The organism is Mycolicibacterium aurum (assembly GCF_900637195.1).
Taxonomy (GTDB): Bacteria; Actinomycetota; Actinomycetes; order Mycobacteriales; family Mycobacteriaceae; genus Mycobacterium; species Mycobacterium aurum.
The window spans coordinates 1,423,190-1,439,479 of the sequence record NZ_LR134356.1 but is presented as its reverse complement, the minus strand read 5'-3'; the positions used below and the strand labels follow the sequence as shown (position 1 = coordinate 1,439,479).

General features: G+C 57.9%; 11 protein-coding genes. 4 read left to right on the top strand and 7 right to left on the bottom strand.

Annotated features, from left to right (window positions below):
- Nucleotides 1-2: 2 nt before the first annotated feature.
- Together EL337_RS06960 and EL337_RS28710 are read right to left on the bottom strand one after the other, a co-directional pair.
- On the bottom strand, nucleotides 3-1,556 hold the full coding sequence (locus tag EL337_RS06960; protein ID WP_083442915.1) for an N-acetylneuraminate synthase family protein: 1,554 nt from the start codon (nucleotides 1,554-1,556) through the stop codon (nucleotides 3-5).
- Entirely contained in the window at nucleotides 1,468-2,196 is a 729-nt protein-coding gene (locus EL337_RS28710) for an inositol monophosphatase family protein (RefSeq protein WP_157866271.1), read from the bottom strand. The genes EL337_RS06960 and EL337_RS28710 overlap by 89 nt, the downstream gene beginning before the upstream one ends.
- A 539-nt stretch (nucleotides 2,197-2,735) precedes the next feature.
- Here EL337_RS28710 and EL337_RS06950 point away from each other — a divergent pair.
- From EL337_RS06950 to EL337_RS06935, 4 genes are all read left to right on the top strand, one after another.
- Nucleotides 2,736-4,061, top strand: coding sequence for an O-antigen ligase family protein (locus EL337_RS06950; protein WP_126316508.1), 1,326 nt, complete (start codon nucleotides 2,736-2,738; stop codon nucleotides 4,059-4,061).
- Nucleotides 3,982-5,055 carry a glycosyltransferase WbsX family protein gene (locus tag EL337_RS06945; protein ID WP_048630295.1) on the top strand — a complete coding sequence of 358 codons (1,074 nt, stop codon included), beginning with the start codon at nucleotides 3,982-3,984 and terminating at the stop codon, nucleotides 5,053-5,055. The genes EL337_RS06950 and EL337_RS06945 overlap by 80 nt, the downstream gene beginning before the upstream one ends.
- 60 nt (nucleotides 5,056-5,115) lie before the next feature.
- Complete coding sequence (locus EL337_RS06940) at nucleotides 5,116-6,549, top strand: lipopolysaccharide biosynthesis protein (protein ID WP_048630294.1); 1,434 nt, start codon at nucleotides 5,116-5,118, stop codon at nucleotides 6,547-6,549.
- Nucleotides 6,550-6,861: 312 nt separating this feature from the next.
- A complete protein-coding gene (locus EL337_RS06935; RefSeq protein ID WP_126316506.1) occupies nucleotides 6,862-8,172 on the top strand; it encodes a hypothetical protein in 1,311 nt (436 codons plus the stop codon).
- Between the two features lie 385 nt (nucleotides 8,173-8,557).
- On the opposite strand, the gene EL337_RS06930 is transcribed toward EL337_RS06935, so the two are convergent.
- The 5 genes from EL337_RS06930 to EL337_RS06910 all read right to left on the bottom strand — a co-directional run bounded on the left by EL337_RS06930 (nucleotide 8,558) and on the right by EL337_RS06910 (nucleotide 16,111).
- Entirely contained in the window at nucleotides 8,558-9,490 is a 933-nt protein-coding gene (locus tag EL337_RS06930) for a glycosyltransferase family 2 protein (protein WP_197724191.1), read from the bottom strand.
- Nucleotides 9,491-9,684: 194 nt separating this feature from the next.
- Nucleotides 9,685-11,112, bottom strand: coding sequence for a sugar nucleotide-binding protein (locus EL337_RS06925; RefSeq protein ID WP_197724190.1), 1,428 nt, complete (start codon nucleotides 11,110-11,112; stop codon nucleotides 9,685-9,687).
- Nucleotides 11,113-11,130: 18 nt separating this feature from the next.
- The gene (gene rfbB / locus EL337_RS06920; protein ID WP_083442911.1) at nucleotides 11,131-12,129 is read right to left on the bottom strand and encodes a dTDP-glucose 4,6-dehydratase; all 999 of its coding nucleotides are present in this window, start codon (nucleotides 12,127-12,129) and stop codon (nucleotides 11,131-11,133) included.
- Nucleotides 12,129-12,998 (bottom strand): glucose-1-phosphate thymidylyltransferase RfbA, encoded by an 870-nt coding sequence (gene rfbA, locus EL337_RS06915; protein ID WP_048630291.1) that lies wholly within the window; start codon nucleotides 12,996-12,998, stop codon nucleotides 12,129-12,131. The genes rfbB and rfbA overlap by 1 nt, the downstream gene beginning before the upstream one ends.
- A gap of 1,610 nt (nucleotides 12,999-14,608) precedes the next feature.
- Nucleotides 14,609-16,111, bottom strand: a complete 1,503-nt coding sequence (locus EL337_RS06910) for a tyrosine-protein kinase domain-containing protein (RefSeq protein ID WP_083442910.1) — start codon at nucleotides 16,109-16,111, stop codon at nucleotides 14,609-14,611.
- Nucleotides 16,112-16,290: the final 179 nt, after the last annotated feature.

Genomic DNA, 16,290 nt, shown 5'->3' with positions numbered 1-16,290 from the left:
TATCAGCGGGATACTGCGTACTTGTGATGCTCGCTCGCTGTAACCCGCTTCACCGATGAGCCGACGATGGTCTGTGCGCGTCGGACGTCTTGTACATAATCTTTGAACGCTGAGGTGGTGAGGTCGACCGCCACAGCATCGAAATGGGCCCATTCGGTGTTTCCGAGTTTGACGTGCTTCTCAACCATGCGCGCACCAGCCGCTACCGCGAGTACAGATGCCAACGAACCGAAGTCGTGGCTTGAGTAGCCCGGGATGATGTGCGGATACTTCTCGGCGAGGAGGCTGTAGTGTCGTACCACGCCGATGTTGCAGTCGTGCCCCGGCGTCGGATATGCCGAGTTGGCGTGCATCAAGTAGAGCGTCTGCTGGTCGCTGAACGTCTCCAGCACCCAGCGCTCGAATGCCTGATTGGTCATTCCTGTGGAGAGCACCAGCGGACCCTGGTAGGAGCGTGCGACCAGACTGAGATAATCCGTATGTTCCGAGATAGTGCTGGGCAGCTTCACCATCGGCATGTCAAACTGAGACATGAACCGGAACGACGGCTCATCAAGTACCGACGCATACCAGCTGATTCCGAGTTCTGCGGTCAGTCCCCCGATAAATCGGAAGTCGTCCTCATCGAGTTCGAGCGCGCGTCGATAGTCGCCGAAAGTCGAGCCGAACGGCGAAACGTAGGGTGCGGCCAACTGCTCCGGGGAATAGAAGGTGTCAACGTCGCGCTTCTGGACCTTGACGTAATCTGCACCGGCAGCGTGCGCTTCCCGAATTAACCGCTCCAGCCGTTCCCGGTCGCCGAAGTGATTGGTGGTCACCTCGGCGATGACAAGGACTTCCTGCTCGTCCCGCTCTACGGTCGAGGGACGCACAACAGGCGCCGGCGCGAACCGTGCGTTTAGGCCGGACACTGAGAGCGCAGAGAAATCGTGCTCACCGACGTGAACGACCTCTAGTACAGAGCCCTTGAGCATATAGAGCGCGTTGCGAAGGAAATGCTGCTGGATTGATACGTTCGCGGCGCGGTCTCGGTCGAGCCCCGGCTCGAAGCCAGCGCTCGCGCCCTTGGAGAAACCCAGTTCTGGGCTGAAGTCGAAGCCGAGCAGGTACACGGTCTGCTTCCGCTCTCGCTGCTCCCCGACGATCCGTGCGATCTCCAGAGCACTGAGCAGCATGACCTCCTCGATCACGAAGTCGCGGGCGTCCAGCACGCGGCTCATCATCAGGTCGGCCTCGTCGTTAGTCAGCGGCTGGTACGGAGCGTGGAACACCTCGCCGTGTGCGGGATCGAAGTCGAGTGGTGTCACGTAGATTTTTGAACGGTATCCGGCTTCCGCAATACCGTCCTTAGCCCACTCCTCATGGAAGATCGCGACATCGGCAGGCATGAAGCGCTCGGCGTCATTCAGCGCAACAACGAAATTTCCGCGCAAGGATTCGCGATCAATCGAATCAACAGATGGACCCTTACCCAGGATCAGCACGACGTCCGTGTCGTATGTCGACGCGATATCGCCGACCCGCCTCGAGAAGCTCTCCAGCGTAGGGCCGTCCATCAAGCGTCACCTCACATCCATACTCAGTCGCCAGTGCGACACCGGCCAACAGATCCCAAGAATAGGCACCGACCGGGTTCACGAACCGCGCGTAGGCGCCCCGAATCACGTTCACCATGTTGTAGACAGCGCAGCCCATGATCCGAGCCTCCCCCGCCTTCGACAGCTGCGCTGCGAGCTCGTCGTTGATCGACGACGAGAACCCCACGATCCGCGATCGTACCCGCTCAATCTGGTCGCCGCTCAGGATGCGCATACCCAGCTCAGGCAACAGAAGCAGACTCGCCGAATGTTTGTGGTCGTGCCAGAGACTTAGCGAGACGCCCCATTCCTTGAAGCCGGAGCAGAAGTTCTCGGTACCGTCAATCGGATCCAGCACCGCGAGCCAGCCGCTGCCGGGCGCAAATCCCGGACGGTAGCTCTCCTCCCCGACGAACGACAAATCGGGAAGACGCTCCCGCAACAGCGACTCGATCTCACCTTCCAAGAACACGTCAGCCGCCGTAACCGGGCTATCGTCTGCCTTCCAGGTGATTTCGTACCGCAGGGACTGAACTGTCGGGAGCACCCGGCTGACGTGCGTCACCACTTCTTCAAGAACGTCACGCGTAAAGTCGGCACTGGATTCTGGAAGTTTCATCTCAACCTCACTTCGCGGACCTCTCGGACGTGGGTACGGCCGGCGGGACCTCGTTTTCAATACCTGATCTTCCGAGGCCGGAGCCTCCAAACTTGATGAAACGCTTAACGTAACCCGCGGGCCGGCCGGGGCGCCGCCGGAAGCCGACGGACATCTCGCAGTGTATGCGAGCGCGCGCGAAGTCCCGTCGGCCATGGTTGCAACCGGATTGCCAAGGCCAGGGCGACTTTTCGTAAAACCTCCCTTTGGATCTGAAAGCGCTACACACGGCGCGGGGAGACTTTGGAGCGGATACGTTGAGACTCGTGTACTAGATCCGCGACCGCGTCGGTGCGGTCCGCCCAGACAGCTCGCGCGTACTCTCGTCCCACGCACCTCAGAGGCAACCTGCGCGGCCACGACCTGCCACACGCGCGGACCCGCCATATGCTTTGCTACAAGGCGGAAGTGTGTGGCTAGAAGTCCTGCGACTGCCGGCAGTGGATTCGATGTGAAGCTAGATCATCGATCTGGACTGACACGAACGACTCAGGAGAGAGATGGACGCCAAACCCGCGGCGCAGGTTCGACCAAAGAAACGCTGGCCTGCTTCGCTCTGGCTGTTCATCGGAGCTCTGGGACTTCTGCAACTCAGTCAGATCCTCCAGTTCCCTCCGGGCTCGGATGTCAGCCCCTTCACCATTCAAACTGTGGGCCTTTGGCCGAATACGCTTGCTGGGATAACGGTAATTACGTGGGCTTTTATAATTCTAACCGCTGTATCACTACCGGGGGCCATTTCTAGAACAAATGATTCCGTGGAAGGTGGGCTTGCGATCTGGTTCGCTTTAGTCACGTTATCCCTAATTTCATTACTCACCACAAGCTCTGCGAACAACTTAGTCGACGGTGTCGGCGCACTTGCCATTCCTGTCATCGCTTACATGTTCCTGGTGGCAAGGATTCGCGACGCCGGGTCCGATATCGGCACCAAAATTATCTTCTGGGTCAATATCTTCACGGTCGGTCAGGTCGGGGTTGCATACTTCATAACTGGGAGCTTCGGACCCAACAGGTACTATCGCGAACTCGACCAAGAATTTTTTGGCCTTTTTTATCACCCCTTTGCCTTCGCCGGGATCCTTGGGATCTGCACGGTTGTCGCTTTCCGACATGTCCTCGGCCGACGTCAGATCGCTCTCAATGCAACCCTGGTAGCGCTTAATGTGGGCTTCATTGTATTAAGTGATGTCAGAACTTACATTCTTGCCACTGCCGTCGGACTAGCGATATCGGTGCTGGTTCTCACCATTCGGCGGCGCCACCTAGCCTTGGCTTTGGCAATTCCGTCACTAGTGATTGCGGCAGCGGTGATCGGAGCGGGCGATTTGATCTTAAGCGGCGAACGCGTCACCGGAGCTTTCGACTCTGGCCGTTTTGCTCGCTGGCAGCTAGACCTGGAGACTGTGTGGGAGGAAGCAGGCATCGTTCAACTCTATTTCGGCGGCGGTCCACAGTATATTCTCGAATTAAATCAATCGCTGTTCGGGAGTAACATCAATTCACTCAATCTTGCTATCGATCTGCTGGTCGATTTCGGTATAGTTGGTTCGATATTATATATTTTTATTTGGATCTTGATCATTAGGGACGCCGCTCGGTTTGGTGACGCGCAGGTCGTCTGGCCGCTTGTAGGCTTCGTCGTAGTTGCCACGATGATCTCAAATATCATCGCTTTTCCTGCCGTCGCTGTACTATTCGCCGTGGCGCTTACGTCATGTTGTCAGTCGAGTTCAAGGGAGTCAAATGCGCATTCTGGCGCTTCATCTACCGCAGTTCCACGAGGTTCCGGAGAACAACGAATGGTGGGGCGAGGGATTCACTGAATGGACGAATGTTCGGCGGGCCGTGCCCCTTTATCCCGGCCATGAGCAACCGTTGCATCCATTGGATGACAACTATTACGACCTGACAGATCCGGAGGCGCTTATCTGGCAGGCAAACATTGCGAACCAGTACGGGGTCGGAGGGTTTGTGTTCTTCCACTATTGGTTCTCCGGGAAGCTCCTGCTAGAGCGTCCTGTCGAGCTCTGGCGCAATACGCCAGACGCCGACCTCGGGTACTGCCTCTGCTGGGCGAACCACGACTGGACTCGCACCTGGGACGGCAAGGGAAACCAGATGCTTCAGGCGCAGACCTACGGCGGACGTGACGACTGGGACCGCCACCTTGACTACCTACTACCCTTTTTCGAAGATCCCCGGTACATCCAGCAGGACGGCAAGCCGGTTCTCTTCCTCTATAACGCCAGCGATGTCCCCGACGTCAATTCGATGGTCAGGCACTGGCAGGACCGTCTCGTCGAGGCCGGATTCGCCGGGATTCACATCGTGGAGTACGTCAGCTCGAAAAACCCTAGACCTCATTGCTCGCTGTCTGCCGCAGTATACGAGGACGAGCCGCTGTACTCACTGCGATTTGAGATACCTCTGCGCGCTAAGGCAAAACGATTTGTAGTAAAGCGACTTCTCAAGCCCGATTACCAGGACTACAACGACGTGTGGCGCCGTATGCTGCGAAAGCGGCGTCGATACGACGGTCGCGAAATCATTCAGGGCGCGTTTGTGGGCTGGGACAACTCTCCGAGGCGGGGCGCAAAGGGGCCGGTAATCGTCCGCGGGAGCTCCCCGGTCAGCTTCGAGAAGCACTTGCGCGCCTTAGTCGCATCCGGTCGACCTGACGCTTCCCAAAACTTCCTTGTAGTCAATTCCTGGAACGAGTGGGGTGAGGGTGCAATTCTCGAACCTTCGAAGGAGAAGGGATTTGGCTACCTCGAAGCCGTCCGGCGGGTTCTTGGCGCTGTTCATGATCCAGCTTGAGGAAAACCATGGCGAGGGAGCTCTTCGGGCAATGATTCGGTCTCGCCCGCCGCAATCAGCATGAGGCGGGCGGCGGTTGCCTACACCGCGCTGGGAATGCTGCAACGCGGGCTTGCTCTGTTGCTATTGCCGTTCCTTGCCCGAGCGATGTCTGTCGAGCAATTCGGCACCGCGTCGCTGCTACTGGTCGGCAATCTCTTGCTCGTTGTGGTGTTTGGCGCAGGCACCGACCAGGCGGTGTTGCATGCAACAGCGAGGGAGTCGGAGGACCCCAGCCGACGCGGAGTCCTGCGGGCAGCACGGATCTGGCTGCTCTGTGTCGTCCCGTCTGGCGCCCTGGTTCTCGCTGCTTTGGTCTGGTTCACCAACCCATCGTTTCTCGGGGTGGATGGCAGGCTATGGGCTATCGAAGTAGCGGCCGCCGGCCTGGGGGCGTTCGCAATCGCCTACGCCGCGCCTAGGCTTCGGGTGCAACGGCGCATTCAAGCGTACGCGGTCCTTACCGGCGTTACCGTTGTCGCCACTGTCGGGTCACGAATTTTGCTGGTAGTCGGACTTCATCTCGGACCGACCGGCTGGGCGCTCTCCGACCTCATAACGGCATGCGTAACCATCTTTACCGCCGCCGCGATATTAGGCCGCCGTGACCTTACCGAAGCGAGAGCAACGGTCAGATCGCTGGCACGCTTTGCGCTTCCACTGCTCCCCAGCGCGCTGTCACTATGGGCGATGACGTCATTGAACCGGCCTCTTGCAGCGCTGGTGCTGTCGCTAGAGGCTGTCGGCCTTCTGTCTGCCGCCGCAAGTGCAGCTGGCGCCGCAATATTGCTTTGCGTTGAGCTGAACCGCGCCTTGCAGCCGGAATACGCTCGTGAGGGTTTCCCAGCGCCGATGCCGAACAGCGCCGCCGCAATGCGGATACAACTTTGGGCCGGAGTCGTAGCCGCAGTGCTCACCTGTCTACTCACCCCGTTGTTCGTACAGGTCGTGTTACCTGCTCCCTTTGCATCGATCATGCCGACGCTGGCCATACTCAGCCTTTCAACAGTTGCCTGGACATTATGGGCGATCGCGAACAACATCACCATCCTTACTGCCCGCAATACGCGGTGGAGTTGGCTCGGAACATTCTCCGGCGCAGCCGTTCTCGCCGCTGGCACGCTTCCGCTTGGTTCAGCGCTTGGTATCGAAGGCGTCGCGATCGCCAGCGTGGCCGCCTATGGCACCATGGCCGCAGTTGCTCTAGTTACCTTGCGCGCGCTGCGTCTGGATGTTTCGCTACCCAAGGGCGGATTGAATATCACCTGGGCCGTGCCGGCCGGCTTAGCCCTGAGTCTTGCCGTGCTCCCGCTCGTGTTTCGGGCACACTTTCCACTCTGGATCGCAGCTACGGGAGCAGCAGTTCTCATCTGCATTTTCCAGGGCCTGCAATTGCGCCACGACCGGGCGGACCCGGAAGGCAGTCGAATCGCTTGTCCCAACTCGAAGCCGTAGGGATGGCAAGATTGTCTACGGGCCCCCTATGGTGTCCCGCCCTCGAATGTAGCGGGATCTGGTGCGACCCGAGTCGCATGTCCCGACTCCGAACTGTTCGCGGCACTGTTGTCGGGTACGATCTGCACGCAGCTACATCGTTGGCGATGCAACAGCCGTCGTGTGGTCAACTTGCGGACACGATAGTCTCGGGAGTGATGGGGTGACGTTGTCCGGCGTCGGAACTCGGCCCCATATAGGTGGATTCGCGCTGTGCACGCGCCACCTCGGATGCAGAGCAAGTGGCGTGCATGTCAGGACCGGGGGTTAGTTTTGAGCAACAATCCGCATCGGCTCACCTGGTGCCTGCTCCCAATGCTCAACTACTTGCTGTCGATCGAGCCGCTAAACCCCAGCAGCCTCATTCGCAAACTCGAGGCCGGAGCCAAGTGGGCGCCGCTGCCGTATAAGACACCCACATTGGTCCGAGTTGACGATGGCATCGCGATATGGACCCAAACCAATGATGAGCGAGCGATTCATCCGGTGATAGAGGGTTCCAGGCTGAGCCCGTTGCCCTTTGGGAGATCGTTCCACGTACCGTCGCTGAGCCTCGTGCACTCGGATGGCGTTCGGAGCGCGCGAGACGAGCTGCAGTCCCTAATAGCTTCGCCGACCGGCGCTCCATCACTGGATGACACCACCAAAGCGGTACTGTTCGGATGGATCAATCGAATGACACCAGGGGTCCTCGACTTGATCAGACGGTACGAGGATCTGGACTGGTCTTCGATCCGCTACGTGTTGACGGCCAGCCACGCTTCGTACATGGTGCGACCCCTTTTGCTTGTGGCCGAATCGCACGATGTTCCAATCATTTCCATTCCGCATGCACCGCACAGCAATTGGGATCTCGACCTTCCGGTCGCCTACCCCGCACTTCGCGGCCCCGCCGAAGCTGCCGAGTTCGTTCAGCGCTTCGCATTGAACCGCGACGACCTCACGGTCATTGGCAATCCCAGTTCCGATGTGCTGAGGAACCCAACACCCCGAATCACCTCCGATGCCCCAGGCGTCGTCGCACTCTCGATGCTGCCTACGGAGGTCATCGCGGCATCGCTGCGACTCCTTTCGGACGCGGGGCTGTCAGATGTTTGCGTAGCTCCGCATCCCAGAACCAATTTGCGGACCCTGCAACGATATTTGCCCGCAGGTTGGAGAGTCCACGAGGGCGGTAGAACGCTCGAGCTGTTGAAGACCGGGCCGCGTTTTGTCATCCAGTTCTCCAGCGGCGTCGCGTGGGAGTCTACCGCGCTGGGGCTGCCAACCGCCGAATTCGTGACCTCCATGAGCGCACGGTCTGGGCAATTTTCATTCCTGGAAGATCACTCTATCTACCCCCGGATCAGGTCTGTTGACGATGCTCGGGCCTTTCTCGACTCTGTGACGCGCAACGAGGTCGACCGCGAAAAGCTAAGAGCGCACGCGCTTCGCTGGTGTCCGGTGGACGGTGCCGATGCCGTTGCCAAGACCCGCAACCTACTCACGCTCGCCACCCGCGGTAAGCGACCCAAGCGAGTGCTAGATGGATGGGCCGGGGAAGGTCCGTCCTGGACTGTCTCCGGCTTCCCACCAACTGGCTGACCGGGTGGCGTCGACCCGTCCGATGCTCAGCCAGCGTCTACCCGGTTTATCAAATGTCTTCTGCGAAGGCGGTTCTCGGTCACTGGCACGCAAAGTGCCGCACTAGGCTTGGCGCCGCCGCTGCGAAACCGGTGGCAATGAGGATTTTCGCGGTCCCAGCGCTCTCTATGAAACGCTGAGGTGAACCTCAATCTTGATCCGACCGCTTGCCAGCTATAGTTTCCAGCTGCCCCAGAGGCCTTCCAGATTGGCGGCCGGGAACCGCCATCCTCAGCAGACTTCTCATCATCCTCGACCGCACCCGTCCGATCTGGAGCATCACATTTGACGTGATAGCAGTCAGATCGAGCGCGGCAGGGAGTCACTTGAGGACGCCCAGGTCACTTCATCCCTCGATCCGCATTGACTCTTGCTGTGCCCAGTAGAAGCTTTGCATAGCAAGCTTCTTCTTTTGTTTCGGGCTGAAAAGGTGTTCCTTCAATCCCAGCTTGTAGCCCAAAAATTTCGCCAGCGAACGCAACGCTGCAAGCGGCATCGCTGAAGGGTCGTGACGGGCCAAGTATCGCATCTCCGATTGAACGAACCGAACGCCCTCGCCCTCCGCCTCGCCGAACTCGTCGAGCAACCAGCGGTCACGCCGATGCCATACTCCACAGTCAAAATATCGGCGAAAATCGTCCGTCAGCGAATATGGATGACTATGAATAACGCACGCATCCGCCGAGTACGCGAGATCTTTACCGGCGAGAAGCATTTTGCCGGCAATGAATTGGTCCTCCGCGAAGTAAGAATCCTTTGGGAAGCCGCCGACGGCACTCAACGCGTCGGCCCGGTACGCGGCGAAGCTGTTAGAGCAAAAGGTTGCCTTCACGCCGAGTCGTGCTCGATCGCGGTAGCCTCGCACCTCGCTATTTGGCGGGTAGTTATACAGACGAGCATGGCGTTCAACGCCTTTCGCATCGGGACGGGGCAGTTGCCTACCGTAAGCCATGCCTACGTCGGGATTCTCGAAAGCAGCCAGGATCCGAGCGATTGCGTCAGGCGTCGCCGGAATAGCATCATGCGTGAGCAAGACGTAGAACTTGGCCTTCGGTCGCAATTCAGTCCCGTAGCGTCGTGTACCGCCGTGGTTGTACGGACGGCCACCGAGGCCAACGACTTCCGCCCCAAATTCGCGGAATTGCTCTATGGTTCCGTCGCGTGATCCGCTGTCAACCACCAGCACAGATCGGGGCTGGATTGATTCCTGCTCCTTGAGCGCTCGTATCACGCTTTCAAGATGTCGTCCCGCATTCAGCGTCGGAATGATGACGGCCACCTCGTCAGGGTCGCCACTCCACCCCGGGTTCATCGACTCGACCGCGCGGCAATAAGCAGACGACTTGAACCGTCGAAGATAAGCATCTCATCCTGTCCTAATTGCGAAACGCGGAGGCTGATACAAGATTGAACCGTGTAGTAAACGTGCAGCAGTAGCCGATTCTTCACAGTCTAATCGAAACGAAAACGTCGTCAGCAAGATTCCGTCAACGCTGATTCGATATATGCTTTCAGCCTCGCATCGACATTACCTGCGACAAATCCTACCGCTTCTATCTTCTTCAACTCAAGGGCGCTGTTGCACGGGCGCGGGGCTATCGGCCCCGCGGCATTCGCGTAGTATTTCGACGTAGTCACCGGGGTAACTCGGTCTGAATCATGACCGGAAAAGCGAAAGACCCGCTTCGCGATGTCTGCCCAGGACATGACCGGACCCGACCCAGTGACATTGTAGGTCCCATAAGGCGCGCCCGAATCCAACAGGTGTCGGACTGCGCCGGCGATGTCTACGGTGAAAGTCAATCGGCCACGCTGATCGTCGACCACCCCTGGGTCCACGCCGCGTTCGGCAAGCGACACCATCGTTCGGACGAAATTGTGGCCCGCACCGATAACCCAAGACGTGCGCACGACATAATGTCTGGGTACTGTAGTGACTATCTGATCGCCCGCTGCCTTCGTCTGGCCGTAAACACCAAGCGGAGCCATCGGATCATCCTCCCGATACGGCCGATCACTGGTGCCGTCAAAGACATAATCGCTCGATATGTGAATTAAGGTGATCCCGTTCTGTGCTGCGACCTTTGCTAGGTCGCTGACGCCCTTGACGTTAGCCGCCCAAGCCGCCATTCGCCCCTCAGAAGTCTCGGCCCTGTCCACGGCCGTGTAGGCAGCAGCGTTGATAACCGCATCGTATTCGCGCCAGCGGCGGGCAGAACAGAGATCGGTCACGCCCAGCGTGATATCTGATCTGGTAGCGAAATCGACATGCGATACGAATCGGTAGGTCTCACGCAGCGCCTGCCCCAACTGGCCATCTGCGCCGAGCACCAAGATCTTCCGTGGCCGCACCGGCACAACGTCTTCCAAAGGCGGATGAGCGCGGTCCTTATCAGACAGCTCAGCATTCACCAAAGGTATAGGCCATTGGATCCCGACCTTTTCGTCGCCGAGATTCAACGCCGCGTACTCGCCGGCGGCGGTCCAATGGTCATTCACTAGATAGCTATAGACCGTACCCGGCTCTAATGTCTGAAAGCCATTACCAACACCACGCGGAACAAAGACAGCACGAGATGGATCGATCTCCGCGGTGAATACGGCACCAAATGTTGCCCCCTCTCGCAGATCGACCCAGGCTCCAAAAATTCTACCTGCGGCAACAGACACGAATTTATCCCACGGCTCGGCGTGGATCCCTCGTGTGGTCCCCACCGAATCGTTAAACGATATGTTGTTCTGCACTGGCCCGAAATCAGTAAGACCAGCGGCAATCATCTTTTCGCGTTGCCAATTTTCTTTGAACCAACCACGCGAGTCGCCGTGTACCGGCAGTTCCCAGATTGTCAATCCAGGTATTGGCGTTGAATTTGCCGACAGTGCTTTGCCATACTCTGTCACCGACAAACACCCATCACTTCATTGCCCTAGCCGTGCATAAAATTGCTCGGTGACACCTTTAGCAGGGAGCCACCAATCGCGGTTTTTACGATACCAATCGATCGTAGACTCTAGCCCATGAGTGAAATTGTGATACTTTGGCGACCAGCCTAATTCATTGCGCAATTTAGATGAATCAATCGCGTAACGCAGGTCGTGACCGGCCCGGTCGGCTACGTGATCATATGCGTCGACAGGTTGGTCCATCAACGCAAGAACTAGCTCAACTACCGACTTGTTCTCCTTTTCCCCATCGGCGCCTATCAAGTAGGTCTCACCGAGCTTACCCTTTTCCAGGATGGCCAGGACAGCCGAGGAATGGTCATCGGCGTGGATCCAGTCTCGGATATTTTTGCCTTCCCCATAGAGCTTCGGACGGATCCCAAGGAGCACATTCGTGATCTGGCGCGGTATGAACTTCTCAACATGCTGATAAGGCCCGTAATTATTCGAGCAGTTGGAGATAGTCGCTGCTAATCCGAATGAACGTACCCACGCTCGTACCAGCAGATCACTACCAGCCTTAGTTGACGAGTACGGTGATGAAGGGTTGTAGGGTGTCGTCTCGGTAAACCGTTCGGGCTCATCGAACTCCAAGTCCCCATACACCTCGTCCGTCGAAATATGATGGAAACGCGAGCCGTACTTGCGCGCGGCCTCCAGCAAAGTGAATGTTCCAACTAAGTTGGTGTGCAAGAAGGGCCTCGGGTCACTCAAGGAGTTATCGTTGTGAGATTCGGCTGCATAGTGGACGATAGCGTCTGCATTTCGAGCCAGATCGTCGACTAGTGCCGAATCAGTTATGTCACCGTGCTCGAATCGAAACCGCCGTTCCGGCAGATTTTGCAACGACATTAGATTTCCGGCGTAAGTCAACTTATCTAAGACGACGACCTCATAGTCGGTGTTTTCAATTACATAGCGAACGAAATTAGATCCGATGAAGCCCGCGCCGCCGGTCACCAGCAGTCGCGCCATTAGACACCCCTCTCCAGCAATTCCAGCAGGTAAGCTCCGTACCCGGACTTCTTCAGCGTGACGGCACGTTTGCGCAATTCATCATCGCTTAGCAGGCGTTGCTCCCACGCAGCTTCCTCAGGCACGCCAATCTTCAAACCAGTGCGCCGCTCCATTGTTCGGACATATTCAGCGGCATCCGTCATCTGGTCGAATGTGCCCGTGTCCAACCAAGCGGTGCCGCGCGGCAAAACCTGCACCTGCAAACGTCCTTGCTCCAGGTAAGTACGATTCACGTCCGTAATCTCATACTCCCCACGCGCACTCGGCTTCAAACCTCGGGCGATTTCAATTACATTGTTGTCGTAAAAGTAAACGCCCGGAATAGCGTAATTGCTCCGCGGCTTTTCCGGCTTTTCCTCGAGTGACAATGCTGTTCCTTCGCTGTCGAACTCGACAACGCCATAGGCCGTCGGTTCAGCAACCCAATATGCGAAAATGGCCGCGCCATCGACATCCGAGAACTTGGCGAGCTGTCGCCCCATGCCTGGCCCGTAAATCAGATTATCGCCCAGGATAAGAGCGACTCGATCGGTGCCGATAAAGTCCGCTCCGATGGTGAAAGCTTGCGCAAGGCCATCGGGCGAGGGCTGGACAGCGAAGGTGATGTTGATTCCGAACTGCGAACCGTCACCTAGGAGTCGCTCGAACGCTTCGAGATCGTGCGGAGTCGTTATCACCAACACGTCTCGAATGCCCGCCAGTATCAGTGTCGATAGCGGATAATAAATCATCGGTTTGTCGTACACCGGTATGAGTTGCTTGGACACGCCCATGGTGATGGGGTGTAGACGCGTACCGGCCCCCCCGGCCAAAATTATTCCCCGCACTGCCACATATTCGCATAAACCGTCGCCCGCTGCACCGCGCCGTCCCCGAGTTGGGCATGCGCGAAGACGTTGACCAACATCACGAACGGGGGGTGAGACACTCTGGCCACCAGCGCGGTCCTGTGCTTGGCAACCAGGAAGGATTTCCCGCGGCCACAGACATCTCAGCCGGTCTACTCTGCCGCTGGTGGCGTCTGGGGGCGGTGTTTCTTTGAACAACTTGTTTGGTTGGTGTCGAGCGGGCATCGGGACTGCGAGGTATCGCGGAACTGGCACGCGGCGAGGCCGCAGACGCGCTGGCGCTGGCGCTGGCGCTGACCACGTCACCATCCGCGCCGAGTCGACACCAACGAGCACTCGGTTGTCGCGGTCACTGAAGTGATTGGCCGCTGTTCGAGCCCGTTAAAAGTTGGCTTGCATCTACCTCTGCGCTTTCCTGACGATATTTCGACACGGTTCTATGACGAGAGCAGTATCAGGCTTTGCACCAACCTGATTTGCGGTTCTTGCGACCGTCGCGGTCAGCGCCGCACCGGCGCTCACCTATGCGCACCGTCTGGGGCCGTGGCCGGGCCCGCCAGTGCCAGCCACATCGGATTCATGCCTATGCTGACCACCCACGGCAGGCCCATTCCGCCCGTCGACAGGATCGAGGCCGGGCACTTTGGGGGGCGATCTCATCGCCGTGACGACGACCTGTGAGCGATCGGCGGGTTGGTCGAGCGCCAGACGCGGATGCTGCGCCTCGCGCTGACTCCGGTTCGTTGCGGTCCGCCTTAGTGGCTTGCATGCACGATCTTTAACCGGCGCTGACGCGGTCATTACATTGAAAGGAGAACCGAGATAGCGATCCACCTCGCCACCGCTGACAGACGCGACGCACCAGTCTATTGCTGCAACTCCGGATCACCGTGGCAACGCGGCAGCGATGAGAACACGAAGAGCTGCGCCGTGACTACTTCCAAAGGGCGTCACCTCGCCAATTATTCGCTGAGGCACTGCCAACCACATTCCTCGCTGATCGTGCGTGGGGACGACTATTGTGCCGGCGTTCGCGGCGAGCATGCGCACCGACGAATGGCGACTGCACCATTCGAACTGTGCTCTGCACCCGGATCGCCTTGCTACTTTTCGCCCAGCGAATATTAGGCGCGCCCCCGCATCTCACACCCCTTGCGAGCCGCCCAGTCCCAGGCCCTCGCAACCACCAAGAAACAATAGGCCGGGGTGCTTTATGTGCTGGCCCACCCGCCACATAACCGGGCATCCCAGCTGTGTTCCTAGACGATCTCAACACGGGCCCGGCCGCAACGCATCCGCCGCCGTTAACAGCCGCAGCGCATCCGCCGCCGTGAACATTTGTCGAGCAATTAAACCGGCTGCAGTCCCATCGTCATCTACGCGCCAGGTACGCGGCGACGGCGCCGGCAGGTTGCGAATCCCGTGACTCACCAGCGATGGCGACAGAGACGAATCCCGCGGCGGGAATCCAATCGCGAGCGTGCACGCTGACACCGCGCACAGCTGGCTTGCGCACCCAACCTAAACGGGGCGTGTCGCATCACGCACCTACACGAGCAAACCGGTGCCGCGATAGACATCCATCCCGCCTAAGGTTCGGTCGGGGCCTGGCGCCTCCGTCGCTTGCCCGAGCTGTGAGTCCCGATCGAACCAAATTTCGTCATTGGCTCTTCGGACGTAGCTTTGCTGATAGGCGTTTGCGGAGCCTCTAATTCACGAGGGGAAGACGATTTAGCGGTGTACTCGCCATAATACCCATAGCTGTAGCTATATGCACCGCTACCTCGGGTGGGCGTCATCGTAAAGACTGCACCGAGCAATGGAGCGCCGACGCTCTCCAGACTTCCCACAGCGTGCGACAGGTGCTCACGTTTGGTGTGGCCGTATCGAGCCATGATCAGCACGCCATCGGCGCCCGCAGCTAAAATCGCAGCGTCAGTAATTGCAAGCAATGGGGTGGAGTCGACGATTACGTAGTCGTACTTCGCCCGTAATTCATTTAGCAACTTCCTAGCCGACTGCGACCCCAGCAATTCACTCGGGTTGGGCGGGATAGCCCCGGACGTAAGAACTGTTAGCCCTGGAAACCTTGTCTGTTGCAGCGCGTCGTCGAGCGATACCGCTCCACTTAGAACCGTGCTGAACCCGACTGTACCAACCAGGTCAAGATATCTATGCAGCGACGGACGTCGAAGATCGCCGTCGACAAGAACCACGGTTTTCTCGGTTTCGGCCAGCGACAGCGCTGTATTTATAGCTGTCGTCGACTTGCCTTCGCTAGGCATGGAGCTCGTGACCAAGATCACCCGCGGTGGGTTATCGACTGCGAGGAATTGTAAGTTCGTGCGAAGCTTTCGAAACGCCTCAGCAATCCCAGTTGTTTCCTTATCAAACGCTATAGACGCCTGTTTGCGCCGTTCTTTGTCCAGAGGAATGGTACCTACCAACCCCGTTTTTGTTATTGTCTCCAGCTGCTCCGTCGTCTTGACCGTGTTGTCAAGCAAATCACGGAGCAATGCTAAGCCTACTCCTAAAACGATCCCAAGAGCGAAACCAATCGCAATATTCCGGGCCGGCCGCGGGACTACTGGGCTACTTGGAATCGATGCCCTCTGCTCAACTACTACGCGCGAATCCGGTAACGTTCCGTCGTCGGGTGTCTCTAACTCCCGGACCATTACAACGAACTCATCCGACATCGTATTAGCGATATCCCGCGCCTTGATAGGCGAAGCATCAAGTACGTCAACGTTGATGAGGACCGTGTCGCGCTTAACCGTTGCTCTTACGCGCTCTTGTAGTTCACCTGCGCTCATATCCAGTTGAAGCTTATCGATAGTTCGCTGCGCAATAGTCTGACCTGTGAGCAATTCGGCGTACGAAACCACTCGCTCTTGGGAAAATCGATTGCCCTGGTAAGTCTCAGCTAGCGAGGAGCCCGTAGTCGTTGACACAAAAAGTCGAGTCGAAGCTTGGTACAACGGCGTCGTAAGAAGAGTTACCGCCACCGCCCCTAAGACCGCAACGAACGTTGCAACCACGATGGTGACCCACCGAGAACGTAGCAGTCTAATGAAGTCTTGTAAGTTCAACGTAAACCCTTCACCGCTGTTTTCCTGACTTCGAATACCAACTCTCGGCTTTGAAGCTGATCGGACGACATCGCGGTTTCGAGCCTGACTAAAAACCAGAGAATGTTCGCCACAAAGCTACACCCCATATCGGCGCCCCAGTGACAACTGGTGCCGCACCTCCAGTAACCACCGCACCC